The 25,565-nt window shown below is 53.2% G+C and carries 23 protein-coding genes and 1 other RNA gene; 13 read left to right on the top strand and 11 right to left on the bottom strand.

Features of this window, described 5'->3' with window-relative positions:
* Nucleotides 1–121: 121 nt before the first annotated feature.
* From AC1RO5_RS12025 to AC1RO5_RS12015, 3 genes are all read left to right on the top strand, one after another.
* A complete protein-coding gene (locus AC1RO5_RS12025) occupies nucleotides 122–391 on the top strand; it encodes a PA2433 domain-containing protein (RefSeq protein ID WP_493175038.1) in 270 nt (89 codons plus the stop codon).
* Between the two features lie 116 nt (nucleotides 392–507).
* Nucleotides 508–905, top strand: a transfer-messenger RNA (tmRNA) gene (gene ssrA, locus AC1RO5_RS12020).
* A 186-nt stretch (nucleotides 906–1,091) separates the two neighbouring features.
* Nucleotides 1,092–2,348, top strand: a complete 1,257-nt coding sequence (locus AC1RO5_RS12015) for an integrase domain-containing protein (protein ID WP_493175036.1) — start codon at nucleotides 1,092–1,094, stop codon at nucleotides 2,346–2,348.
* Nucleotides 2,349–2,515: 167 nt separating this feature from the next.
* Here the strand turns inward: AC1RO5_RS12015 and AC1RO5_RS12010 are convergent, their stop codons facing one another.
* The 5 genes from AC1RO5_RS12010 to AC1RO5_RS11990 form a co-directional block, all read right to left on the bottom strand.
* Nucleotides 2,516–2,785 (bottom strand): hypothetical protein, encoded by a 270-nt coding sequence (locus AC1RO5_RS12010; RefSeq protein ID WP_493175033.1) that lies wholly within the window; start codon nucleotides 2,783–2,785, stop codon nucleotides 2,516–2,518.
* Nucleotides 2,782–3,762, bottom strand: a complete 981-nt coding sequence (locus AC1RO5_RS12005) for an integrase domain-containing protein (protein ID WP_493175030.1) — start codon at nucleotides 3,760–3,762, stop codon at nucleotides 2,782–2,784. Before AC1RO5_RS12005 ends, AC1RO5_RS12010 begins: the two co-directional genes overlap by 4 nt.
* A complete protein-coding gene (locus AC1RO5_RS12000) occupies nucleotides 3,746–4,099 on the bottom strand; it encodes a hypothetical protein (RefSeq protein ID WP_493175029.1) in 354 nt (117 codons plus the stop codon). Before AC1RO5_RS12000 ends, AC1RO5_RS12005 begins: the two co-directional genes overlap by 17 nt.
* Nucleotides 4,092–5,492: a YfjI family protein gene (locus AC1RO5_RS11995; RefSeq protein WP_493175027.1), complete on the bottom strand. Its 1,401-nt coding sequence runs from the start codon at nucleotides 5,490–5,492 to the stop codon at nucleotides 4,092–4,094. Before AC1RO5_RS11995 ends, AC1RO5_RS12000 begins: the two co-directional genes overlap by 8 nt.
* A 1,074-nt stretch (nucleotides 5,493–6,566) precedes the next feature.
* The gene (locus AC1RO5_RS11990) at nucleotides 6,567–7,103 is read right to left on the bottom strand and encodes a LasR-specific antiactivator QslA (protein WP_493175025.1); all 537 of its coding nucleotides are present in this window, start codon (nucleotides 7,101–7,103) and stop codon (nucleotides 6,567–6,569) included.
* 717 nt (nucleotides 7,104–7,820) lie between these two features.
* Between AC1RO5_RS11990 and AC1RO5_RS11985 the strand changes: the two genes are divergently transcribed.
* The 5 genes from AC1RO5_RS11985 to AC1RO5_RS11965 are packed head-to-tail and all read left to right on the top strand — an operon-like array spanning nucleotide 7,821 to nucleotide 14,557.
* Nucleotides 7,821–8,984: a Fic family protein gene (locus AC1RO5_RS11985; protein WP_493175023.1), complete on the top strand. Its 1,164-nt coding sequence runs from the start codon at nucleotides 7,821–7,823 to the stop codon at nucleotides 8,982–8,984.
* Nucleotides 8,981–10,459 (top strand): class I SAM-dependent DNA methyltransferase, encoded by a 1,479-nt coding sequence (locus AC1RO5_RS11980; protein ID WP_493175021.1) that lies wholly within the window; start codon nucleotides 8,981–8,983, stop codon nucleotides 10,457–10,459. The genes AC1RO5_RS11985 and AC1RO5_RS11980 overlap by 4 nt, the downstream gene beginning before the upstream one ends.
* Nucleotides 10,452–12,047 (top strand): restriction endonuclease subunit S, encoded by a 1,596-nt coding sequence (locus tag AC1RO5_RS11975; protein ID WP_493175019.1) that lies wholly within the window; start codon nucleotides 10,452–10,454, stop codon nucleotides 12,045–12,047. Before AC1RO5_RS11980 ends, AC1RO5_RS11975 begins: the two co-directional genes overlap by 8 nt.
* An 18-nt stretch (nucleotides 12,048–12,065) precedes the next feature.
* Nucleotides 12,066–13,715: an AAA family ATPase gene (locus tag AC1RO5_RS11970; RefSeq protein ID WP_493175017.1), complete on the top strand. Its 1,650-nt coding sequence runs from the start codon at nucleotides 12,066–12,068 to the stop codon at nucleotides 13,713–13,715.
* Entirely contained in the window at nucleotides 13,712–14,557 is an 846-nt protein-coding gene (locus AC1RO5_RS11965; protein WP_025131441.1) for an HNH endonuclease family protein, read from the top strand. Before AC1RO5_RS11970 ends, AC1RO5_RS11965 begins: the two co-directional genes overlap by 4 nt.
* Nucleotides 14,558–15,058: 501 nt before the next feature.
* On the opposite strand, the gene AC1RO5_RS11960 is transcribed toward AC1RO5_RS11965, so the two are convergent.
* The 4 genes from AC1RO5_RS11960 to AC1RO5_RS11945 form a co-directional block, all read right to left on the bottom strand.
* Complete coding sequence (locus AC1RO5_RS11960) at nucleotides 15,059–16,006, bottom strand: proline dehydrogenase family protein (RefSeq protein ID WP_493175015.1); 948 nt, start codon at nucleotides 16,004–16,006, stop codon at nucleotides 15,059–15,061.
* Nucleotides 16,007–16,010: 4 nt separating this feature from the next.
* The gene (locus AC1RO5_RS11955; protein ID WP_493175011.1) at nucleotides 16,011–17,075 is read right to left on the bottom strand and encodes a fatty acid desaturase; all 1,065 of its coding nucleotides are present in this window, start codon (nucleotides 17,073–17,075) and stop codon (nucleotides 16,011–16,013) included.
* A gap of 242 nt (nucleotides 17,076–17,317) precedes the next feature.
* Nucleotides 17,318–17,998: a helix-turn-helix transcriptional regulator gene (locus AC1RO5_RS11950; RefSeq protein ID WP_493175009.1), complete on the bottom strand. Its 681-nt coding sequence runs from the start codon at nucleotides 17,996–17,998 to the stop codon at nucleotides 17,318–17,320.
* A 531-nt stretch (nucleotides 17,999–18,529) separates the two neighbouring features.
* Nucleotides 18,530–20,080 (bottom strand): MFS transporter, encoded by a 1,551-nt coding sequence (locus AC1RO5_RS11945; protein WP_493175007.1) that lies wholly within the window; start codon nucleotides 20,078–20,080, stop codon nucleotides 18,530–18,532.
* Between the two features lie 143 nt (nucleotides 20,081–20,223).
* On the opposite strand from AC1RO5_RS11945, the gene AC1RO5_RS11940 reads away from it, so the two are divergent.
* The 5 genes from AC1RO5_RS11940 (at nucleotide 20,224) to AC1RO5_RS11920 (ending at nucleotide 23,901) form a co-directional block, all read left to right on the top strand.
* Nucleotides 20,224–21,147: a LysR family transcriptional regulator gene (locus AC1RO5_RS11940; protein ID WP_493175005.1), complete on the top strand. Its 924-nt coding sequence runs from the start codon at nucleotides 20,224–20,226 to the stop codon at nucleotides 21,145–21,147.
* Between the two features lie 292 nt (nucleotides 21,148–21,439).
* The gene (locus AC1RO5_RS11935; RefSeq protein WP_493175003.1) at nucleotides 21,440–21,814 is read left to right on the top strand and encodes a DUF6124 family protein; all 375 of its coding nucleotides are present in this window, start codon (nucleotides 21,440–21,442) and stop codon (nucleotides 21,812–21,814) included.
* 36 nt (nucleotides 21,815–21,850) lie between these two features.
* Nucleotides 21,851–22,108, top strand: a complete 258-nt coding sequence (locus AC1RO5_RS11930; protein ID WP_028939924.1) for a hypothetical protein — start codon at nucleotides 21,851–21,853, stop codon at nucleotides 22,106–22,108.
* Nucleotides 22,109–22,264: 156 nt separating this feature from the next.
* Entirely contained in the window at nucleotides 22,265–23,305 is a 1,041-nt protein-coding gene (locus tag AC1RO5_RS11925) for a DMT family transporter (protein WP_493175001.1), read from the top strand.
* A 227-nt stretch (nucleotides 23,306–23,532) separates the two neighbouring features.
* Nucleotides 23,533–23,901 (top strand): DUF6124 family protein, encoded by a 369-nt coding sequence (locus tag AC1RO5_RS11920; RefSeq protein WP_493174999.1) that lies wholly within the window; start codon nucleotides 23,533–23,535, stop codon nucleotides 23,899–23,901.
* A 109-nt stretch (nucleotides 23,902–24,010) separates the two neighbouring features.
* On the opposite strand, the gene AC1RO5_RS11915 is transcribed toward AC1RO5_RS11920, so the two are convergent.
* Both AC1RO5_RS11915 and abiEi read right to left on the bottom strand, forming a co-directional pair.
* Nucleotides 24,011–24,913 (bottom strand): nucleotidyl transferase AbiEii/AbiGii toxin family protein, encoded by a 903-nt coding sequence (locus AC1RO5_RS11915; protein ID WP_493174997.1) that lies wholly within the window; start codon nucleotides 24,911–24,913, stop codon nucleotides 24,011–24,013.
* A complete protein-coding gene (gene abiEi / locus AC1RO5_RS11910; RefSeq protein WP_493174995.1) occupies nucleotides 24,900–25,469 on the bottom strand; it encodes a type IV toxin-antitoxin system AbiEi family antitoxin in 570 nt (189 codons plus the stop codon). The genes AC1RO5_RS11915 and abiEi overlap by 14 nt, the downstream gene beginning before the upstream one ends.
* Nucleotides 25,470–25,565: the final 96 nt, after the last annotated feature.

Here is a 25,565-nt window from a genome sequence, read left to right as displayed (position 1 = left end):
CCCCCGGAAAAATCTTTCACCCCATCGCAAGCGAAAACAGAACCCTTGCACGCCGTCACAGTCCATTTGTTAAGCCCCAATCAGCGTGGCCCAATCCCCACCCCCGTTCCAGGAGATACCCATGAAGCGTTCCGCCCTGGCTGGACTGCTCATCGCTGCAACAATGCTGGCCTCCTCCGCATACGCCTCAAACGATAGCGATCAATGCGTAATGAAGCTCCAGGAAGTCAACAGCAAGCTGTCCAGCGCTGCCACGCTGGACGCCGCCACCAAAGGTGTCGTCATCACCAAAGCCGAACAAGCCAAGGCCGCCCACGCCTCCAACAACGACAGAGAGTGTGTTTCCCTGACGCAGCAAGCGCTCCAGGAGATTCAAAGCCATAGCCACTAGGGCCGTGCCAGAGCCAATCCGGCGCTAACCCTGACACGCAGGTAAGGACAGAAGGTCGACTCGCCGCGCGCATTGGCGTACACTGCGCTTACCTGCTGGTTACACACAGCAGGTTCGGGGCCGTTTAGGATTCGACGCCGGTTGCGAAACTTTAGGTGCATGCCGAGTTGGTAACAGAACTCGTAAATCCACTGTTGCAACTACTTATAGTTGCCAATGACGAAACCTACGGCCAGGAATTCTCTCTCGCTGCGTAAGCAGCCTTAGATCCTGAGCTTCTGGTACCTTCGGGTCCAGCAATCACCAGGGGATGTCTGTAAACCCAAAGTGATTGTCATATAGAACAGAATCGCCGTGCAGTACGTTGTGGACGAAGCGGCTAAAACTTACACAACTCGCCCAAAGCACCCTGCCCGTCGGGTCGCTGAGGGTTAACTTAATAGACACGGCTACGCATGTAGTACCGACAGCGGAGTACTGGCGGACGGGGGTTCAAATCCCCCCGGCTCCACCACTTCATCATCTAAAGACGTCCACGGACGTCTTTTTTTGTGCCTGAAATCCAGTAAATACGGGGCTTTCAGCTCTTTTTGGGGCTTTGGAGGATTTCTGAGTTCCAGGCGCTTTGGTATCCCAGGTGGTATCCCGGGTTACCAAATGCTATTTTCAGGATACCAAAACGGTGCTGGAGGTAGCCCCCATGCCTACTAACGCAACCCGCCTCTCCGATCGCCAGCTCAAGGCAGTCAAGGCAACTGGTAAAGACTTCGTCCTCAGCGACGGCGATGGCTTGCAGCTTCGAGTACGCGCGAGCGGCTCGATGATGTGGAATTTCAATTACCGCGAGCCGTTGACCAGAAGCCGTATCAACATGGCGCTTGGCCCATACCCCGACCTCTCGTTAGCCAACGCCCGGAAGAAAGCCGCAGAGGCGCGTGAGTTGCTTGCTTTGGGCACTGATCCCAAAACCCAGCGTGATGAGGTAAGGCAAGCCAAACTTGCTGAGACTGAACACACGTTCGAGAAGGTGGCCACTGCCTGGTTCGAGCTGAAGAAAGACTCCGTAACCAAAGCCTACGCCGAAGACATTTGGAGATCGCTGACGCTCCATGTTTTCCCAAGTATGAAAACAACACCGCTCTCTCAAATCACTGCTCCGATGGTTATCAAGATCCTTCGCCCAATCGAGGCCAAAGGAAGCCTCGAAACCGTCAAACGATTGAGCCAACGACTCAACGAGATCATGACCTACGGGGTCAACTCCGGGCTGATATTTGCGAACCCCCTCAATGGAATTCGGGCGGTGTTCAAGAAACCCAAGAAAGAGAACATGGCTGCGCTGCCACCTGAGGAGCTTCCCGAGCTCATGATGGAAATCGCGAACGCCAGCATCAAGCGCACGACCCGCTGCCTGATCGAATGGCAGCTGCACACGATGACGCGCCCTGCCGAAGCAGCCACCACACGATGGGCAGATATCGACTTCGACAAGCGCATTTGGACCATTCCGGCAGAGCGCATGAAAAAGCGTCGGCCGCACACAATCCCCCTTACCGATCAGGCACTTTCGTTACTGGAGACGCTCAAGCAACTCAGCGGTAACAGAGAGTACGTGTTCCCCTCAGATAGAAACCCCCGCACCCATGCCAATAGCCAGACCGCCAACATGGCGTTGAAGCGCATGGGCTTTCAGGACCGTCTAGTCAGCCACGGCTTGCGCTCGATGGCGAGCACAATCCTGAATGAGCATGGCTGGGATCCGGAACTGATCGAGGTCGCACTGGCGCATGTCGACAAGGACGAAGTTCGTAGCGCCTACAACCGGACGGATTACATCGAACGCCGGCGTCCGATGATGGCTTGGTGGAGTGAACATATCCAGAAGGCGGCCACCGGCAGCCTGTCGGCATCGGCCATCAATCAAACCAGAGACCGCAACGTCGTACCGATTCGCTGAACACCCAAAAGGTATGCGCCACCGGCTACGATTCGTGTCGTGTAGTAGGGCGAAAGGAGTGACGACAGTTGCCAGATCTCTGGTATGCCTGCGCTTTTTCAGCCAAGCCCCTGAGTATGGGAAGGCTCCGCATTCCCATACTCAGGGGCTCACGTTTAAAGCGTCTATCAGGCAACCACGACTTTTGCCTTTCTACGGCGAATCAACCCCGCTGTTAACTCGTAGTAGTAGATGGTAGCTGGAGCTGAGCATCGCAAATAGTGCTCCAGAAACCACCTCACGTGCTTTTCTCTCCAGGACCAGGGAGTCGCGCAACCCCAGCGTTCACGAATCACCTCGTGCATCCTTTCTGCTTGCCTGATGTGCCGCTGCTGCGTGGCATGTGCTCCTTTGAGCATGGGCCGCAGGAACAACGCTATGTCGAACTCAGCCATCATCGCCGGCCTCCGATGTAGGCACTCACCACATCGATGCGGTTATGTCCCAACTCGTGGCTGATCTGCTTACGGGCTCGCTGATCGAGTGCTCGATCCTCTTGATGAACACGACCGCCATTAACGGGTGCAGGAAAGCCGATTAGTTGCTCATAGCGCTCACAGGCGTAAGCCGCCCGCAGCTCATGAAAACCTTTCAATCCATGCTCATGCAGGATGTCCCGTGCCGGTCGCACAACTGCCTGCATAAAGTCTTTGTAGCTTTCGCCGGGCGCCAACAAATTCCGGCTGCCATTGGGTGAGGTCGCGCTGGCCCAATCCAGGGCATCGCGAACTTGATCCGTGACCGTAATCCAGCGCGGTGCCGAGGCTCCTGATCGACCACCTTTGGTGCCATCCTGGATGTTGATCTTGCCCAGTTGCCGAACCTCACGTTGCAGTCGGGGCAGATCGGCCAGGATCGCTTCGCGCAGGCGCATACCAGTCTCACGGGCGAGGAGCACAATGGCACTCACCCTCGATTGCTGACAATCTGACAGCGCCCGGGCGATCAACTTGACCTGCGTACGGTCTTGGCCTTGCGGAGCCTCACTACGCACACTTGAGCGCTGCAAGCCCAGCGCCTTACTCGGACTCCGGATTTTGACGTACTGATCACCGCGCAGTGCGGCCATCGTTCGGTTCACGCTGGACAGTCGGTTCTGCGCGGTGGCAATGCCGACGTTGCCCTGATCAACCTGCTCCCGCACATGGACTGCGTACCGCATGAGGATCTCGCGGTCTATCTGGCGCGCGTCGTTGACCCTCGGTCCTTCATCGGATCGACACCAATGCACGAACGCCTGCCAGCGATCACTATGGGCTTTGACGGTAGCAAAATGGCCGTCACCAAACAGGTCTTTCAGTGCTTGCGGTCCAGCATAGCTAAGCTGGCGACCGAAGCCGAAATTGCGCCCCGCTCGCTTACCGACCCGAGCCATTTTTCTGTTCCTGATCGACTGCCGCGAGATCGTGCAAAAGGGCTCGCCAGTGCGCACTTACAATCGCGAACTGAGCCCAATCAGTCGGGCGAAAACACAGCGTGTTGTCGGTGACGTAAAGATGCGCACCCTCCTCTTTCAACCATTGAATAATGGCTATCGTAGAGGCGATACCTTTAGGGGTGGTGGCGACACTGGCGACAGCGGCGACAACCCTCGTCCTGCCTGGTTTTGCGCGTGGCGACAAAGTGGCGACAGTAGCGGCGACAAATCGAGCTTTGGGCTCCTTTTGACGCTGAGCCAGATGGTTGCGCAGCGCTTCATCAAGATTAAACATGGCGCACCTCGAAGGTGTTGCCATCTGTGATCAACCACTGATGATCAATCAACTCGACCAGCAGCTTGGCGGCATGACGACTGCTCTTGCGGGCAAAGCGGGGACCGTTGCGATTCAATTCACGAATACTGAAACGCTTCCAATCTTTGACCTGTAGCCATCGCAGCAGCCGGTCTGCCTCCTCTTTTACTCGACACACCGGCTCCTGCTCAGTCAGGCGCTGGATCTCGGTGAGGTAGTAGCCGACTAAAGCGGAGGCCCGTTGGATATGGTCGACCTCTACGACGCTGCTCTCCTCCAAGACTGCAAGAATACCGGCGACGCGCAGCAGGTTATCGGCGGCCTTTGATCCGCTGGGCCGTACGCTGGCCAGCTCGCCAAACTCCCCCAACTGAGCTTCGATAGCATCATGCAAATCAATCCAGCGACGACGCGCCAGCGGACTGAGGCTCAGCTTTGACAGCTGCAAGGCTCCGTCAGCAGAAAGTGACCAAGGCTGATAAAACAGAGCCGAAAGGCGGTGATGATAGCGCTTGAGGGCGGCGTCTTTGGACAAGTCGACAGCTTGGTAGCTACGTTGCCCGGCTAGACTGGTGGGCCAGGTCATCAGGCAGCGGCCGAGAATGCCTTGCCCTTGCAGCAACGGGTCACTGAGTAACTGCATGGCTAAATATGGTTGCAGCATCAGATGCAGGCTCAAGCGCCGGTCGTAGGCTCGCAAGCTTTCACCAACCATGGAGCGCGCGCGATCTATCGGGCTACCGTCCCAGAGTGACGACAAGGTTGTGACCGCCTTCAAACGGTTATCCCTACTCATGGTGCTGCTACCGAGGAACTGCCCTCCTTCGTCACAGAACAGGCCCATGCTCGGTAAGTCATGACAGAGGCCTTTGACCAGGGCCTCGATAGTTGGGTCCGTGGTGATCAGCCGTGGGGCAGAGGGCTCCGCTTCGAGCGACACAACGTTTGTAGAGTCGGGATCGGCGGGATTGAGACTCTGCGCCTGTCGTTGTGCAACGCGGTACCGGGCAAGTTGTTCGCGGTAGCACTGCCACTGCTCACGCTCCCATTGCCGTGCTGGCAGCAGTGCAAATCGATCCGCTGCGGTCTTACGATCACCTGACGCAGCCACCGTAATCAGGTACAGCGACAGCGGATAACTGCGTCCGTCGAGATGTAAGCCCGCATGGCCTTGGGTGGCCAGCGCCGAGGCAGCCAACACCGATTGCGCGGCCAGTGCCTGAGGGACACCGATGACCTCGGCCATGCGCTCAACCGCAGGCCCAAGAATCCCACCGAGTGCCTGCACCGGATAAGGCTGGGCCAAGGGATTCGACTCAATCAACGGTCGAGGTGGTCGTGGTAGTTCAAGCTTCGGATCTAACTGCTGCATGGGCCCTCTCCTCGATCATTGCTGGTTGTCCTCACGTAGTCCCGCCACGGCTGTTGAGTGTTATCAGGGATCAAGGCCCCTGCGGCCTGTGAGGTGTTCACTGACGCGGAACGAACGGCTCCTTACAACCGGGAGCGATGGCATGCCCCCATGAATCTGGCCTCCTTAGTCGCATCCGAAGATGCGGGCGGGTGGAGGCTGTGCCGACTGACGAGTTCGGCACCTGGAGATCCTGAGTAGGAGAAGGCAACGACATGGATACCTGGGGCATGCCTGACTGTCAGTCAGGTGCAGCCTTTCCATTGGCTGCGGCACCGGTGCCTGTGTCATGGCGGATGGCGACGAATCGGATTTGTCGGGTCGATTGTCACGAGGAGAGTTGCGGCAATGCCTTGTACGACGCGGCTTGCAGCAGTGGTACGAGCGCCCGTCTCTTTCCAAGAGAAAGAGACGGGCGCGGTCTGGCGCAGCGAAGTGTGCCAAGAGGTGAGGTTGCTGCAATGCAGCGAGGAAAGTCCATCGTCTGCCGCAGTGGGCAGATAAGTCGAGTAGGCATCCATCACTCTTGGGGAGTGACCGTGCGAGCCGCCGGACGCTAATCGCACTTCGGAAGAACCACCACGCGAGTGGCGTAGCCTTGAAGGTTCTGGCTACCTGGGCTGGTGCTGTCAACGACAGCGATCCGTGCGCCAATTTTTATACTCACTCGAAAAGGCGGTCAAGCGTTATGGCCAAAGCGTGTCAAAGTGGCGACTGTCGCCACTTTGTCGCCAGGCTCCAGGCCACGTTCTACGTAGGTTGTCGCCGCCGTCGCCGCTGTCGCCGCTGTCGCCACACCTACATCCATGCCAACGAAAAGATTCGCACATACATTGAATGGCGCTAGGCTTGATGGAAATCGCGGGAAATTACTAACGGGTGAAAACAAGCGTGGGGTTAATCAAATTTGAAAATGGGGGGGGTGGAACGCGACGGTGGCGAGAGAAAGCGAGTGAACCCTCCGATCAGCGCGATCAAAGATCGCTTGATCGGAGGGTTTGGCGGAAAATCAAATCTCAAACGTCAATTACAGACTCAAGCATCAAAGCGGGTTGATTGGGCAGTGACTGCCTCACGTCGCATGATCAGCGTCTGCTGCAACCGCAGCAGAAAACCTGCTTCAAATGCCTCTTGTGGATCACCTGAACGGTGACGCTTTCGGTTCTGAGACAGTGCCCACCATAACGGAAGTGATGAGCCTTCAAGCCAAGTCTCTGCGCAACGAACACCCTCCTTTATTACCGGAGCGAACTCATCACCCCACGGTGTTTGGATCGCGGGGGCCCCTTCAGCGGACGGGACAGAGACATACTCGTGGATCTGTTGATGAACGCTTTGAGCTGGAATGCCAGTTAGACTCCGGAATGCCTTGTCGTACAACACGGCAGCGTCATCCAACAGCTCAACTGCCAGCTCAACGTCATGCGGAAAATGAAGCAGAATACTCTGGGCTCCGTTAAGCCGGAGAGTGGCAGCCTGCCGCAGTTTAATCGCTGCACCTTCAGGGGTAAGCGATGCAGTATCGATGGTGTTGGGTTTGGGAAGGCTGATTAGAAGCGAGAGATCAAACATCACGGAACCCTCCGGAATAGTTTGCACCTTGAATCAAATCGCCAGGGAGGCGCACGAGCTTAAAAGGGGGGCATGCCATTTTCCTTATCTCCTCGGACAAGTAAAAACTGCCATCAACCGTTGTCACGCGGTTGGGTGGCAGACCGTACGGGGGTGACAAACCGGCGTCCGAGGGTACCGGCCAGGCGTAAGCCTGCCCCGCACGATCCGCCATAGAAAAGCAGCAGCTAAGCCTGTGTTAGCACTTGCTAGTAGCTATGGCGCCATGCGCCTCGAACAATTCAGGTTGTCACACCCGGTCGCGGGATTGACCACGACGGAGCAAAGCGTAAATGTGAAGTCGCGACAACACAAGCTGCAGTGTCAATAAGCCCTGCATCCGAAGCTGCCGGCCCACCGCTGGCGCTCCACGTTGCCTGTCTCCCCTCCTATTGTTTCTGGGTACCCCCGCTGCATCATTGGAAGGATGGCTTGCCGCGACTGCTTTGGAAAAATACGGATGCATGACCTTAACTTTGCCGGATGGTACGAAGGCATTGATCTATGTGGGAGGTTAGGAATGGCCTTCGAGTAAAGCTGAGTTCGAGAGCCGAATCGTTGAATTGCCTATCGGCAGCCTTACCTAGCCTAGACAAGAAACAGAGCAAACCGCATAATCGGCTCATGTGACGAGCCAAATAAAGAGAGTCAATTTGACTCACATGAGACTCTTTCCCTATGCGCAATGCTGATTGGATTTGGCAGCACCCCGACTGGCCGAAATTTACCTGGCAGTCGGAACGATTGTCACCATTGTTGCGATCCTGTATCGAAACGCAAGGCCGGCTACTGGGTATAATTGGTGCCGTTGATAGCGTTGCAGTAACACAAAATAGTCTTGACGCGATGTTGCAGAATATAGTTTCTTCATCTGCCATCGAAGGCGAACCAATTAATGTAGAATCCGTGCGCTCTTCATTAGCTTACCGTCTTGGAATAGCTGGAGAGAACAATCCAGGTTCTCGCAGTGAGAACCTAGTGACATTGCTGATGGACGCCATAAGTGGTGATGATCAACCATTGAATGAGCAACGCCTATTTGCTTGGCATAGTTGGTTATTTACCCGAGATGATTTCTCGCTCGTTGGGTGCGAAAAAATTGGCCAATTACGTGGTGAGGAGCCAATGCAGGTTATTTCCGGCCGCTTGGATTGCCCGACCGTGCATTTCGAAGCTCCTCCTCGTACAAATCTAGAAAGACAACTGGCTGATTTTTTGGATTGGCTAGAAACCAGCCAAAAAGATATATCTCTGGACCCTCTTCTTCGAGCAGGAATCGCTCATTTTTGGTTTGTCACTTTACATCCGTTTGAGGATGGTAACGGCCGTTTGGCCCGAATTGTTACTGACATGGCTCTCGCACAGGGCGGAAGTAACGCTATTCGCCACTACGCTATGGCGGCTAGCATACTCAGTAATCGCGCTGGTTATTACCAAGTGTTAGAAACTCGGCAAAAAGGTGATTTGAACATTACAGATTGGCTAGAGTGGTTTCTCGCTACCCTTCTGCATAGTTTGGATCAGGCGTTATCACATTTAGACAGTATCTTAGCCAAGACCCGCTTTTGGGAGGCATACCGTGAGGCCGGATTATCCTCGGAGCAAATAAAAGTGCTTAACCGCCTACTTGATGGCGGCGAAAAAGGATTCGAGGCCGGAATCAGCGCAGCTCAGTACCAAGCCTTATCCAAAGTATCTAAAGCTACTGCTACGCGTCACTTGAGCGATCTGCTTGAGAAGGGCTGCTTGCGGCGTCTGCCCGGCGGAGGACGAAGCACCCGTTACCAGATAAACCAGCCTGGCAGCACATGCTGCCCGACACTTACATTGAGTAATGCATGACTAACATCGACATCGTCCATAAACTCTGGAGCCTGTGCGACGTACTGCGCGATGATGGCATCAACTACAGCGATTATGTGACAGAGCTCGTTCTGCTGTTGTTTATAAAAATGGAGTATGAACAGGTCCAGAACCACTTAAACTTTGAGCATAAATTGCCGGTTGGCTGCCGCTGGACAGATCTCACCGACAAAGTCGGTGTGCTTCGTCTAAATCACTATAGGCAGATGCTAACGGATTTGGGCGCGAGCTCCGACCCATTGATCGCTGCTATATACTCAGAAGCCCAAACTCGCCTCGTCGAACCACACCATTTCGACCAGCTAATTAAGAATCTCGACGCAATCGACTGGTTCAGTGCTCGCCAGGATGGCCTTGGAGATCTCTATGAGGGTCTACTTGCGAAGAATGCAAGTGAAACTAAATCAGGCGCTGGTCAATACTTCACTACACGCCCACTAATCGATAGCATTATCCGCGTTATACAGCCCCGAGCAGGTGAGGTGATCCAAGATCCCGCAGCTGGAACAGCCGGCTTTTTGATTGCAGCCGATGCCTATATCAAGCAAAACAGCAACGATCATGCAGATTTGGACGAGCGGAGTCGCCACTTCCAGCGCAACGACGCTTTTATCGGTATTGAATTAGTTCCCGGCACCCGTCGCCTTGCACTGATGAATTGTTTACTACATGGTATTGAAGGTAACAGCGAAGGAGTTATACGGCTAGGAAATACCCTTGGCCAGGCTGGAGTAAACTTACCCAAGGCTGATCTGATTCTTTCCAACCCTCCTTTTGGTACTGCCAAGGGCGGTGGTGGCCCTACACGGGATGACCTTACTCATAAGACAAGTAACAAGCAACTAGCGTTTCTTCAGCACATTTATCATGGGCTCAAGGCCGGTGGGAGAGCCGCAGTTGTGGTGCCAGATAACGTCCTATTCGACGCTGGTGTCGGTACCGACGTACGTCGTGAACTAATGGACAAGTGCAACCTGCACACCATCCTCAGACTGCCCACAGGCATTTTCTATGCACAAGGTGTCAAAACCAACGTTCTATTTTTTCAGAAAGGAAGTATCGAGAATCCCAAGCAACAAGAAGGCTGCACTCAGCGAGTATGGGTGTACAACCTACGCAGTAATATGCCTAATTTTGGGAAGCGTACAACCTTTGGGGCATATCACCTCCAGCCTTTCGAAGACGCATACGGAGATGACCCAAATGGAAATAGTCAACGGGCAGAAAATGTAGAAGGCATTGGTGATTTAAGTCGTTTTCGAGTATTTACTCGCGAGGAAATCAGGGAGCGAGGTGATTCATTGGACATTAGTTGGTTAAAGGATACGGACAGTCTTAATTCGGTTGATCTACCCACGCCGGAAATACTCGCTAGCGAAATTATGACTGAGCTTACTGAAGCCCTCCATGACCTCGAGCAACTGATGCAAGAGCTGGAGGCGGGGTATGACTGAACTCCCAGCTTCTTGGCTCAAAGTGACTCTTGGTGATGTGGTCAACTATGGAAATACTACTACCGTTCAGCCTCAGGACATGGATTCATCAGCGCTGCTAATTGAGCTTGAAGACGTCGAGCGTGATACATCCAGACTAATAGATACTAAAACCGTAAAGGAACGCGCACCGAAGAGCTCTAAAAATAAGTTTACAGCAGGGCAAATTCTTTACGGAAAACTACGACCATACTTGAATAAAGTTCTTAAGATAGACCAGGATGGTTATTGCTCAAGCGAAATAATTACCATATCGCCCGGACTGCTTGATCGTGGCTATCTGTTTTACTCGCTAAAGTCGCCGTCATTTCTCGAGTATGTAAAAGAGGCATCTCACGGCATGGGTATGCCACGCTTAGGGACACCTAAAGCAAAAGCAGCCCCTTTTGTTTTACCTCCTCTTCATGAGCAAATTTATATTGCCAAGAAGGTAGATGGCTTAATTGCACGTGTTAGCATGCTTAAAGCCAGAATTGACGCGATTCCTATCCAAATTAAAAAATTTCGCCAATCTGTCTTCACAGCCGCTGTCTCTGGCCGACTCACAGAGAACTGGTCAACAGCTAGCCGTTCTGCTTGGTCTTACAAGAAAGCAATGGATATTTGTGAAAAAGTTCAAAGTGGCGGTACGCCAAAAACTGGATTTTCCCAAAGCGGCATCCCATTCTTAAAGGTCTATAATATCGTTGATCAAAAAATTGATTTCGAATATAGATCACAATTTATTGAAGCGTCTATACACAAAACCTCATCCTCAAAGTCAATAGCATTACCTGGCGATGTAGTTATGAACATTGTAGGCCCACCACTCGGTAAGATTGCAGTAATTCCAGATTCTTATCCAGAGTGGAATCTTAACCAGGCAATTGCACTGTTCCGGCCGAGTAAAGAAATTATTTCTGGCTGGATTAAGATTGTACTCGAGGGGGGAGACAATCTAAAAAACATAATGCATGAAACAAAGGGGTCGGCTGGACAGATAAACATCTCACTATCTCAGTGTCGAAACTTCTTATTTCCTGTCCCATCTCTTGAAGAGCAAAAGGAGATAGTTCGACGTGCTGAAAAGCTCCTCGCTTTTGCCGATCGGTTCGAAGCAAAAGTATTTGAAGCACAAGCGCATGTTGACCGTTTGCCACAAAGCATCTTGATGCTAGCTTTCAGCGGCGAACTCACAGCTGACTGGCGCGTGGCAAACCCAGACTTAGTTAATGGGGAAAATAGCGCAAAGACACTACTGGAAAAAATAGAAGCTGAGCGCAAGGCTTTGACCAAGCCGTCAACTCCAAAGAAAAATGGTATAAGAAAAATGAAAGACAAGATCGTAAGCGATCAACCTATTAAAGTTGTAGATGCGCTTAAAAAATCTGGCAAACCTTTAAGCGGTCAGCAACTTTTGAGTGCTGCTGGCTATCCCCGCGATAGTAACGTTGAGCAACTCGAACAGTTTTTTTTGGATATCCGATCTGCCTTAAACTTGCAGCAAATCATCAAGCAATATCGGGATAACGACGGCCAAGACTGGTTCGCCTTGAAAGAGACAGAATAAAATTGCTAGGGAAGGCTCATGAAAGTCGATAAGCTACATATTCGGTCACGCTTCAAAAACCTGGAAAATGTTCTTGTTGAGTTTGATGAGAACAACCTGATGACTGTTATTGTTGGGCGTAACGGTTCTGGCAAATCTAACGTATTGGAAGCTTTAGTATCGATTTTTCGAAATCTGGACTTGGGCGAAGCTCCCCCATTCTCCTATCATCTAGTCTATCGGCTCGGACAACAACCTCACGAGAATAACCCCAGTGATAACTGGTTAGAGGTAACCATTGACGGAGAACCAAATCGGGGCACGCTTGCCAAACAATATGAGGTTAAGGTCGTAGATCTTCTAACTCTTGAGTCTTCGGAATTATTCGGTGAAGCAGTTGGTTTAACCGTTCCATTTTCCAAAGTAAAAAGAGACAAGGATGGTAACGCTCCTTATCTTCCTAAGTATGTGTTTGCTTATTACTCCGGCCCTAGCGATAGACTTGAAAAATACTTTCATAGACATCGTGCAAATTTTTATAAAAGGTTGCTCGAGAGCAAAGTTGACCTCAAGGGCGATATCCGGCCGTTATTCTATGCCAAACCTAATCATAGTCAGTTTGTATTGCTTGCTTTTTTTCTTGCTGACAAAAGTGAAACTCAAAGTAATTTTCTTCGAGAGCATCTAGGTATCGAAGGGCTAGACAGCATTCATTTTGTTATGAGACGTGCAGCATGGACTCAGTCAGATAAAAAGAAAGAGCTTTTCTGGGGCGCATTTGGTGTCGTAAGAAAATTTCTAGACGTTCTATATCCCCATGTAATAGCTCCGGTAAAAGTTGAGAGAAACGAAGGGATGACTTTAACGGGGAAGGGAAATAAAAATGAGTTTTTTCATTTGTTCTTGCCAAACTTGGATTCATTACGGGAATTTGCTGAAGGGTTGACAGCAGCTGAGCTATTTAAAATGCTGGAAAGCACGCTTCTTTCTGAAATAATTTCAGAAGTCAGTATACGCGTCAAAGTTTCTAGTAGTAATGAAGCATTAACTTTTCGTGAGCTTAGCGAAGGTGAGCAGCAATTATTAACAGTGCTAGGCTTGTTAAGATTTACAGGCGGTAAAGATTCATTGTTTTTACTGGATGAGCCCGACACCCACTTAAACCCTTCTTGGGCCATAAAGTACCTCCAATTTTTGCGAGAGTTTGTACCCAATCACGAAACCAGTCATTTGCTTATGGTTACACATCATCCGCTAGCAATAGCGGAGCTTAAAAGACAGCAAGTCCAAGTGATGTGGCGGGACGACAATTACAGGGTCCATTCAAGGGAGCCATATGTAGATCCTCGTGGCATTGGATTTATGTCAACTTTAACGGAGATCTTTGGGCTAAATACAACGTTAGACTTAGAGACTCAAAAGCTTGTAGATGATCGTAATGAGCTGGCTCATATTCAATTACGGTCCCCTGAGCAAGATGATGCTCTGGCAGTACTTAATGATGAACTTAATCGCTTGGGATTTTCCTTCGAAAACAGGGAGCCACTTTATAATGAGTTTCTTTTGGCTTGGCAGGACTTGCGATATGCTGAAAAACCACCGTTAACGCCTGACAAAGCTGCGAGAAGGCGCGAAGCAATGAAAAAGGTTATTACCGCCCTATTAGAAAAAGAGGTTCTGAGCAAATGATTTATATCAATAGAAATGCTGATATTATTCCTCAGAAAGTTCTTGATGTCGCTTCGCGTGCTCAGATAAAGCTGGAGCAACTACCTATAGAGAAAAGAAAAGACTACATTAAGAGCAAGTCTCACATTTGGCGTGGCTTCGCTAAGCACCTCTCAAAGATGTCGCATGGGAAATGCTGGTACTCCGAGGCGAAGGATGCGGGCGCCAATTTTGATGTAGATCATTTTCGTCCGAAGTCAGAGGCTAAACGCACTGAAGAAATTATGGACGAACACGGCTACGCATGGCTCGCCTTCAGTTGGGAAAATTTCCGGCTTTCAGCCCAGAATTGTAATCGTTTGAATAAAGATGAAGGCAATGAAGTTACCGTAGGCAAGGGAAGTTGGTTTCCTTTACTGGACGGCAGCAGAAAAGCTAGTTGGGACGATCGTTGCATTGATGATGAGTTACCGTTGTTACTTGACCCGCTGGTTAGAGGCGATCTGAACTTTATAGATTTTGATGACCGTGGACTTTTCGTTAAGAGTTTATTTTGTGTTGGTTTACCAGCGAGACGTATCAAAGAGTCAGCTATTATTTATGGGCTAAACTTCGAGCGCATGAGGGAAGCTCGATTTGCGGCAATGAAAGAGGCAAAGGAGCTTTATGAAACCATACAGATAAGCGCTGAGGATCTAGATATGCTGGGCGATCAGGCTCCAATGCGAGCAATTGAACGGCAAATTGAGGCACTCAAGGCGAAAACTCGTGCCGATGCAGCATTTAGCCGGGCAGTGCGCGTACAGCTCCAAAAGCTTGGAGCATCAGATATATTCATTGATAGAGCTATGGATGCGGCTTAAATACGGGGATTGAATGCGTGCGGCACCTTAGAGCCCAGCCCTTAGATCGCCCCGTTTACAATTACTGATGAGAAGTCCGCCGAGGATTCTAGAAATTAGTTTCAAATAAAGTACGAGCAACAAACACGATTTAATTACAAAGCCCCGAACAGCGGCGCTATTTAGGCATGCTACGCTTCTTTTTTTGGGTGATTTCAATATACAACTCTAAGGTAGGTATAACCTTTTTAAAGGATGACTGCGTCATTGACCGGCCTACGGCCAACGAAAGGCTGTTGATGGCCGTTTTTTTTGTAGTCTTCCGACTCGGATCAATTGCTGCTCCTGTCCTGACTGCCGCACGAAAATCACTGTTAATCATGAATGCGAAGCGATATTTCTGGTTGAATCCAGGCGGCTCAATGGAAAAACTATTTCATGATGTATTCCAATTGGTATTCCAATCAAAATACAAAATTCATATTGACGCTAATAATCAATGACCTAGAAGACCGATTCAGATTACCCAGGCGAAGCCACGTCATCCAGCGCCAGGAAAATGTTCTGCGGAAACTCAGCCACACGGTGCAGCAGATGCAAGTACCAGTTGGTGCCATACACCGCCGATACCCGGGCCCTGACCTGGCCTTGGTCTTTTACCGCCTTGATCAGTTCAGGGCGCACGCCGTGGAGCATCTCCAGCTCGCCGCGGTTGGCGATGTGGCTGGTGAGGATTTCTTCAATCAGCAACGGGTCCTGGGTCGCGAAAGCAAACTGCCCACGGCCGCCATTGATCCGGTCCAGCAGCCCCAGGTAACGCTCGTTGAGGGCCTCACCACGGGGCAAAGCAATCGTGGCAGGCTCAGCATAGACGCCTTTGACCAGGCGCACTTTGCAGCCGGTTTCCAGGACCGCCCCCAGGTCATCCGGGGTTCGGTTCAACTGCGCCTGCAGGGTGATCCCCACGTTGGGGAAGCGCCCGCTCAGTTGCAGGAAGATATCGAGGATCGAATCCGTCCATTGGGAGCGCTCCATACTGATGATCACACCGACATTCTTGTCGGCCGCATGGGTCAGGATCTTCGAGCAGTTCTCGATCGCCAGTTCCCGGGAAATGATAGTGCCGACGTTAGACAGGTCGAACCCCAGTTGAGGTGGTTCGCCGAGCTTGGGATGCTGCACGATCAAGTCGATCAGCTTCAGGTATTCGTCGGTTGCAGTGGTCACTTCGGCCAACGTAGTCGCTTCCTCGCCGACGAACTCGACACCCGTGCGATAGCCTTTTCCCAACAGGGCAGCCAGCTTGTCGAGCATCTCCAGGCGGTCTTCGGAAATGATGTAGCGAAGGGCTGCAGGACGCAGGAAATCACGCAGCGTCTCGCTGGCCAGGAACAAGTCACGATAGGTCTTGTTCGCCGCCAGTTTCTTCAGGGCCAGGGTAGCCAGCAAGCTGTTATCAGTAGTGTTCATGGCGTTAAACCCCGGAAGCCTGGTTGAGCATGCGCCGTGCGAAACTCGAATCGTCGCCTTGATTGACAATCTTGTGGGCGCGGAACTTGGCCGCGTAACTGAGCAGGGTCTCTTTATGGCGGCTATGCCGGTCACGAGTAAAAATACCGGCCCACATGTTGTCCCAGCGCGCGTACTCAGGATGTGACATCAGCAGCTTATGTGCCTTGCGCATATTCCAATGGGGTATCGACGGGTGCAGGTGGTGCACAAGGTGATAGTTATCGTCATGGCGACCAAAAAAGAAGTTTTCCAGCACGTTGCCTTTACGGTTACGGGTCAGCAAGAGCTTGTCGGTCTCTACGGCAGGCAGTGGATAGTGCTCGGCGAGTTCGATGATCCAGCCTACGGCGACGGCGGTGGTGAATAGCGGTACCAGCCAGAACAGCACCAGTTCAGCGACCACGCCAAACCAGACGGCCACCGCCAGAATCACCGCCCAGTAGGCCCACATCACCCTGCGTTCATTGCGAATGCGGGGGTCCTGGCCCTGGACCCGGTCCTTGACCACGTACTTGATGTACTGAAGGGTCCTGTAGCCGGACAGCGCCATCACCACGTTTTTCAAGAAAAACTCATGCTCGCTCTGTTGCAAGTCGTATAGGCCGCATTGGAGATGAAAATTGTAGTCAGGGTCTTTTTCCGGATGCCCCAAGTGCACATGGTGGTTCTTGATGTGCGATGTGCTGTAGGACTGATACAGGTGGAAAACCAGGTAGCCCGAGAGAAATGTACCGGCGAACCAGTTGATCGCACGGTTTTTCGCCAAGACCTTGTGGGTTGACTCATGTAGCACGTTCGTCAGGGCACGTTGGGTGGTACCGATCAGAAATAGCGAAAGCGGATAGAACCAGTAGCTGACACCCAGGGACAGGTAGATGGCAACGACGATGATTGCGTAGTCCTTACCCAGCGCGATGGCCCAGTGATAGTTATCCTTCTTGCACAGATGCTTGAGCATTCCGAAGGTTTCACGGGAAATACCCGCAGCGTATTCGCCAACAGGCTCTTTGTTTTTATCGACCAGCATAATCACTCCATAATTAAGCGGCGCGCTGCAACACCAGGCTCATTGCTGGGCTAAGGTCTTTTCAGGTGTTGCGGCTATTGTTTTTTTGCCTGAGCTAGACTCATCGGCTGCAAAAAAACTAAAGCACCGCTTGATCGCGAACAAGCTGCCCTTTTAGACAGGTAGGGCCAAATCACGCGCGCGCGCCAGCCGGTGAAAATTCACCGGCTGGCGTGGCATTGGCAGATGGGAGTGCCTGCTGATCAGGCCTGTTCGCGGATGTAGCCCAGTTGCAAGGCTTTGCGAATTGCGGACTTTCCGTTGGTGACATCCAACTTGCCGAAGATATTCTTCATATGGAACTTGACGGTGCGCGGGCTCATTGAAACCAAGAGCGCTATTTCGTTATAGGTCTTGCCCAGGCTGGTCCAGGACAACACCTCCGTTTCCCGAGGCGTGAGTACAGTTTCCTGTAAAACTGGGGCGCACACGGCTACGTCGCTTTCCAAGGTCTCGTCGTAGACCGAGACCAGCAACATCTGCAGCTCACTTTTGTTAGCCAGCACTCTCTCGCGAAACTGCTGGTGTTCGCCAAAGCTGCACAGGTTGAGGATGGAATAAACCCCCCGATTGCCATGCACGATAAAACTGGCTCCCTCACCGACGGGTGCACAGGGCCCCGGCACCGGCACCGCTTCTGCTGCGGGCGCGAGGATGTTTTCATCGCTCCAGAAAAACGGTTTTATGCGGCGCTTGGACAAAGACAGCAATTGACCGCGTTGGTAGAAGTCATCCGCAGAGTCACCACGGTCCAGCGCATCGGGATAATTGGTGATGATTTCCGCTTCATCCAGCGTCGGCCCACACTGATAAACCTCGAAATGCCCAAGGCCACGTCTGCTCAGCTCGGCATCGAGCAATTGGTGCACGTCGACGGACTGCATGGGCGCGTTGTTATTGGTTGGACAATCGCTTCGCATGAATATCATCCCTGATAAGTGACAACGGCGGAGGCTAGCGAGCTGGCGGAGACGCTTTAATCCTGAAGCGCCTCATCAGAGTCGACCCGGGCTGTAGGAAACTTCCCAAATCAAAGGCAAGAATAGAACATGCCCTACCAGCCTTGTCCAGTGCTCCGACAAGGAGCCGACAGTGGTCAGGCAAGGCCCGTTCTGGTCCCCTTCTGGCTGGAGACCGATAGTCACCACGCAAGACACAGCATGAGGTTGATGCCCAAACCGGTTCAGATCTCGGCCCAAGTGGCTGAAGCTGGATTGAAACTCAGCTCGCTGCGCAATAACTTGAGCAACCGAGACCGGTTTGCTAATAACAGTTATCGCTCACACCATTTCGTAGCCAGTCTAATCCCGCGCCTCATTGCTTCATCGAAGCTTTTCCAAGGCCAGCTTTCTTTGGCTCGCAGGACATCGTTACTACCGTCTCGCCCCCAGACACGAAGCCCCACCGGGGCAGGGTTATCCGGCTTTCCCCACATCGGGCGTGGATTCGGCACCGACGCAGGCTTCGCTTTGGCGTCCCAGGAATAGAAAGACCACGGCGGCAGTGAACAGCGTGAACATCGCCAGTAGTTGCAACAAGGTGTTGAACCCGGCGGTATAGGCCGAGCGCAGCATCGTCAGCGGGATTTGGCTGGCGTCGGTGCTCGCGTGCTGGATATCACCCATCACCAGGCGTTGCGCGATAGTTGAATAGTCAACGGCGGACAGTTTGACCGAGGTACTGATGCTCAGATGGTGTGCGACCAGAGCCGTCAGCACCGCAACAGTGATCGCCAGGGCGACACCCTCGCTGGCCACCCGCGTCGTGTTGAAAATACCGGCGGCCATCCCCGCCCGTTCCTTGGGGATCACGCTGATCGACAAACCATCCATCAAGCCCCAGGGCAGGCCTGTACCGATACCGGTCAGCAGCATGGCCGCGATGATCTGCGCGTGCGTGCCGACCGGGATCGTACTCAGCCAGTAGAGCCCGGCCGCTGCGATCACGAAGCCGATTGCGCAGAGTACGCCCGCCGACAACCAGCGAGTCAGCGACGCGGCAATGATCGGGACAATCAGCATCGGGGCAGAGAGTGCCAACATCATCAGCCCCGCTTCAAAGGCACTGGCCCCTTCTACGCCGATAAACCTAAACGGCAGCAATACGATCAAGACGATGTAGCAATAGCAGGTGCCGATCGGCAGGATCTGTACACCGACAAAGCGCGGAAACAAAAATAGCCCCAGTTCCAGCATCGGATGTTTTGCCCGATTCTCAACAATGATAAACAGCAGCAAAAAGACCGCCGACGTTCCAAGCAGTGCATGGATGACCGACGAGCCCCAGCCTTGCTCAGGTGCCAGGATCACCGCCGTGGTAAACATGATCAGCAGGCCGGAAAACGTCAGCACGCCGGGCGTATCCAGACGCTGTGCTTGCGGGTCGCGGCTTTCGCGCATTTTCGGCAGGGCAAATATCAAGGAAAGGATGGCGAGCAGGGCCGTGAAAAGGAAAATTGCGCGCCAGCCCAAGTACTCGATCAGCAACCCCGATAACAACGGACCGAAGGCCAGGCCAACCCCGAAAGTGGTGCCCAGAAGGCTGAAAGCACGAGTTCTGGCATGCCCATCAAATTCCTGCGCCAGTGCCGCCGAACCGCTGGCCAGGGCTGCCGCCGCGGCAATGCCTTGCACGCCACGCAACAGGTCCAGCCAGAAAATATCGGGGACCGCCGCCAACAGGATCGACACCAGTGCAAACAACGCCATGCCACACATGAACAGTCGCTTGCGTCCGTAGAGGTCAGCGAGGGTGCCGGCGGCCATCAGCAGGCTGCCGAAGCTAAGCATGAAGGCATTGGTGATCCAGGCCAGTTCCGTGGGATGGGCATCAAAGGTTTGACCAATGAACGGCGTGGCCACTGCCCCGCCGGTAAAGCTCATGGGCAATACCAAGGCGGCGAGGCAAATTGCAGCCAATATGGAGTGCCGGCCATGGGCCGGCAGCGGTTCGGTAGCTGAGTTCATTAGGTGATTCCCTGCATATCTATGAAGTATCCGTGCTGTCCAGGCCGAGGCGCGCGATCGTTCGTACACTCTAGTTAGGATACAATCGAAGATAAACGGGCTTTTATTCCACTTATAGTGAACCAAAAGGATGTAATCGAGTTGTGGACAGTCTTAGTGGGGTGATCTCATTCGTAAAAACCGCCGAGGCGCTCAGTTTCATCAGCGCCGCCAGGGCGTTGGGGATTTCTGCCTCGGCCGTGGGCAAAAACGTCGCCAAACTTGAGGCTTCGCTGAATGTGCGGTTGTTGCACCGCAGCACCCGCAAAGTCAGCCTGACTGCGGAGGGACAGTTGTTCTATGAACGCTGCCGCAAGATCCTCGACGATCTTCAAGATGCCCGGGCGATGCTTTCCCATGCCACACAGGAACCCCGTGGAAAGTTACGCGTCAGCTTGCCCACCATCGGTTATCGCTTTCTCTTGCCCCATATGGCGCGGTTCCGCAAAACCTATCCGGAGATTGAGCTGGAACTGGACTTCAACGACCAGTTGGTGGATGTGATCGATGAAGGCTTTGACGTAGTGATTCGCAGCGGCGGCCAGGCCGACTCCAAGCTGATGGCCCGAAAGTTGGGGCCTTTTAAGTTTGTCCTGTGCGCATCGCCTGACTATCTGCGGCGTAAGGGACGGCCCGTCACTATCAGTGACCTCGAGCATCACGAGTGCTTGCGTTACCGATTTGTCACGACGGGTAAAATAATGGACTGGAGTATGTCTTCGGCCCCCCAGTTCACGCAGTTGCGCCTGCCAACCGCCCTGACATTGAACAACATGGAAGCCATGCTGATGGCCGTGGTGGATGGGCACGGTATCGCATTTGTCCCGGACTTCCTGGCGCGCGAAGCTATCGCCCAGGGGCGCCTGGAAACGGTGCTCGACGGTCACAGCGAAGATCAAGGGCAGTTCTGGGCATTGTGGCCGTCCAGTCGCCATCTTTCACCGAAAATCCGCGTATTCGTGGACTTTGCCGCCGAGCATCTATTTGCCACTCCTTCCGTAGACAGCCCAACTGCAACGCGCTCATGAAGCACTGTCGCGACTCATCGGTACCTTGCCTAGGGTCGCCACAGTCGAACACCACGACGAATCCCCCTCCAGAAACAATTCCGCTGACACCCAGCCCCGGAGGAACCTAATCCATCACCTGCCTGACAGACTCGCACCCACCGTCCTAGGAAATTTCCCGCAATCCGTAGCGGCTTCCATGAACTGGTGCACAACGCTTCTGAAAGATAGTCTTCCCCCTTCGCTGCAACCCAGCGGACGGTTTTGACAGGCCGAAATAGCGTAGGGCCCCCTAAATCAATGGAACGCCCTAATGAAAAAGACCACCCGAAATCCACTTGAAAACCCAGCCACTTCAGAGCCGGAAACCCTCGACCTGCCCCAACTCTCCAAAGCCACCCAACGCGCCGTCAGCGCCCGCTTGCGCAACCCGAAACAGCCCGATCCCGTGAGCCATGTGTTCACCATCCTCCCCGACGTTGACACACCCACCCTGCTCGCTCACGCCAGCGAAACCCTGGCCTCCCTGAACGTCATGACCACCGACCTGGCCGACCAGCTCGAAGGCTCGCATCGCAACGTGGCATTGGCGATGCAGCAACTGGCCGTGCTGGCCGAGATGTTGATCAATCGAGCGCTGGATAACCTCGACTCGCCCATGCCGGCGGTCACGCCCGTCTGCCACTGAGCAATCGCGCTCGTTTGATCGAATGGAGGTTTTGTCATGGATCGATACATGCCGATCACCGGCATCGACTGCACTATCGCGTCGCTGCTGATCGACACCGAAGCACCGCTGGACGTGCTGCATGAAACAGCGGCCTACCGCATCCGCACGGCTACTCAATTGCTGGAGAGTTTCGCTGTGAACGAAGGTGTTCACAGTGAGCTGGCGCGGGTGTTGGTGACTTCGTTGCGCGATGGTTGCGATTTGCTGGATGTGGTTGGGCGGCGATTGCAGAGGCAGGTTTCAGCGTCTTAGCGAATCCGCATAGGACGTCGTCGCCACGCCCCCCAACGTAAAAAGGCACCTGACGAGCCTATCGCAGGTGCCTTTTTTGTGGATTCGATTCAATGCGCTATCCATGCATGACGAGTATCGTGTTTCTCAACCATGCCTTTGGCTACGGAACAGATGATGAACAAAAGCGTTTTATACGCCTTGGGTGCTGCAGCGCTGTTTGGTGCCAGCACACCGCTTGCCAAGGTCTTGGGGCTGAACGTTTCACCCGTCTTGCTCGCCGGTTTGCTTTACCTGGGAAGTGGCTTAGGTCTCACGGTCACTCGGCTGATCCGTGATCGCGGCTGGCAACCTGTCGGTTTAACAATATCCGAATGGCCATGGCTCATTGGTGCTATCGCGTTCGGCGGCGTGCTGGGGCCGGTGTCTCTAATGTTCGGCCTTACCCTCACCTCAGCGACCACCGCTTCGCTGTTGCTGAACCTTGAGGCGGTGTTAACCGCCCTGCTTGCCTGGATGGTGTTCAAGGAGAACGCCGACCGGCGGATCGTCGCTGGAATGATCGCAATCGTTGCCGGTGGCGTGCTGTTGGGTTGGCCTCAAACTTCCGCACAGATCCATGGTTGGGTTGGCCCGGTCGCCGTAGTGATTGCATGTTTTTGTTGGGCTATCGATAACAACCTTACCCGGAAGGTTTCCGCATCGGATGCATTGTTCATCGCTGGCATCAAAGGATTGGTCGCCGGGGTGGTCAACTGCGCTTTGGGGATGGCTCTTGGCATGCATCTCCCTGAATTGTCTCTATTGGGGCCAACGCTACTCGTAGGCTTTTTGGGCTACGGCGTTAGCCTGGTGCTATTCGTTTTGGCTTTGCGGGGGCTTGGCACCGCGCGCACAGGTGCGTACTTCTCTACTGCACCGTTCCTGGGGGCCGCTATTTCGATCCTGTTGTTAGGCGAAGCGGTGACGTGGGTGTTTTGGGTGGCCGCAAGCCTGATGGGGGTTGGCGTCTGGATACACCTGACCGAGAGCCACTCTCACGAACACCAACACGATCCGCAAACACATGACCATCCGCATATTCATGACGAGCACCATCAACATGAACATGCCTTTGAGTGGGACGGCACTCAACCTCATAGCCATTTACACGACCACGCGCCCATTAAACACAGTCATCCGCACTTTCCCGATATCCATCACAGGCACAAACACTGAGCGACTGAGACGGCACGGCGGTTGCTCAGGGCCAACGGTAGCGAAAAAGGATTTCTCTGACAGATTAGAACCACGTCATCCTGGGAATTTTCCTGCAACCCGTAGCGACTGCCATGAACTGGTGAACAACATTTCTGAAAGATAGTCTTCACCCTTCGCTGCGACCCTGCGGATGGTTTTAACAAGCCGACATTACGTAAGGATCCCTAAACCAATGGAACGCCCTTATGAAAAAGATCACCCGAATCCCACTTAAAAATCCGGCCACTTCACAGCCTGAAACCCTCGACCCGACTCAACTTCCCAAAGCCACCGAGCGCGCCGTCAGCGCCCGCCGGCGCAACGTGAACAGGAACATCTTCAGCGTCCGCCCCGACGTCGACATGCCCACCCTGCTCGCTCATGCCAGCGAAACCTTGGCGTCCCTCAACGTCATGACGCTGGACTTTGCCAACCGACTCGAAGGCCCACAGCGCAATGTGGCACTGGCGCTTCAGCAGTTGACGATGCTGACCGAGCTTTTGGTCAACCGAGCGAAGGATAACCTTGATCCGAACGCGTCGGTGGCCGTAGACACGCCTACTGTCTTGCATTGAGTGATCGCACTCGTTGATTGAGCGACAGCTACAGACGCAGATCTCAGCGTAGAAAAGCAAAATGGGCGACCTCATTGAGGTCGCCCATTTTTGCTGATGCCCTTCATTGCTACATCTTGAAGCCTAAGTCCTGAATGCCCTCATCACCGCTCAATGTTTTCTCTGTCGTGACATACAAGCCGCGTATATGCCCAACCAAAAACGTCCAGAACGCTGGTTCATTAACGGTTTGATTTACCAGCTCCCCCGGTAGAAACCGACTCATTTCCTTGCGAAATTCGATGGCGACTTTCGGGTCGGTGTCGAGCAGCGTTGAACGCACCTTGAACAGTCTCAAGAACTCGTCCTGCTCACAGTGATGGTCACCGAGCTTTTTCGTGATCAGATCCAGTTGCGGTGTTACGCCTTGCTGACGCAACCAAACCATATCCCAGAGATCACGGTTCTTGATTCGGTTAGGGCGCAGAGCAAACGCTACGATCTTGTCCGCATAGATTTCTTCGCGCGTTTCAGCCTGCAAGATCAGGCCGCTTGTGCCCATGTCGACACCATAAGGGTTAAGCAACTGCATGGGCTGTGGCTGATAGCTCGGGATGGAGCACACGTCGATGTTAATGCGCTGTGCCGGCAGGTCTTTGCGCCCAGGTCTGGTTTGAACCTTCAGTTTCCAGGTGTCTACATTCCCTTCCTCACGAACAGGCTCTCCAACTTCAACCTCAAGGCCATATTTGGTTTTTAGTGTGGTTACCAATACATGGGCAAGTTCGGTCAGGCTCTCGCGATTGAAATCTGCACCACCGGTAAAATCCAGGTCCTCACTCAAACGGTTAGAACCGTAGCATGCACGCAAACAGGTACCGCCAATAAAGGTCAGCTTGGCGAGCATGCCAGCAGAACTCAGCGCCAACATGATGTCGTGGTGGAGCAACTCCTTTTCTACCACGACCCGCAATGGCGCCAGATCCTGCTTGTTTTTTAGTGCCTCATCTACCAGTTCATCAAACAAACTCATTGGCAACGCTCCAATCGATCAAGTCCATATTTCGTTTCGCCGCCTTCATGTCTCGCAATGCCTGTTGCGGTGTTGCCCGCCATAGGCGGCAACGTGCGTCGTAGTGGAGCTGACCAACCAGGTCCTGAGGTATCTGGCGGGTGTGCACGAATTCGATAGTGCCCCAACGTCCACAGGAAAGGGTGCTGCTGCGCCCGGAAGACATCAGCGTGATCCAGTTGATGGGAATCTGTGAGATGACGCCACAATCACTCAATGCTGTTTCAAGGCTGATGTAGTTGAACTGCATGGCACGCAGCCTGGCAGCCGCATGAAACAGCACCAGCCCGCTGGACGGCATGGCCGCTTCAAACAGGTAAAGCCCTCGACACACTCGGGCCAGATGACCTTCCGAGGCCGCACGACTCAACAAGGTTTTGTAGGCACCGTCGGAAATGTCGGGCACCAACGCCCTGAGATCGTCCGGGGTGAACAGATAGCGCTCGTCACTGGCCAAATGGGTCAGTTTCCGGAGGAGGCGCCCCATTGGCTGGGTGGATTTTGAGTGTGACTGCATACCTGTGACTCTACAGAAGGTTTCACTTTATGTAACTTACTGTCGAGTCTCCTTGCAAAGCAATGATTTTTTCAGTGCCTCTTCGTGGTGGTGAGC

The organism is Pseudomonas sp. GW822-FHT02G04 (assembly GCF_058802085.1).
Note: the sequence above shows the minus strand (reverse complement) of the source record. Positions and strands in the feature narration are given on the sequence as shown.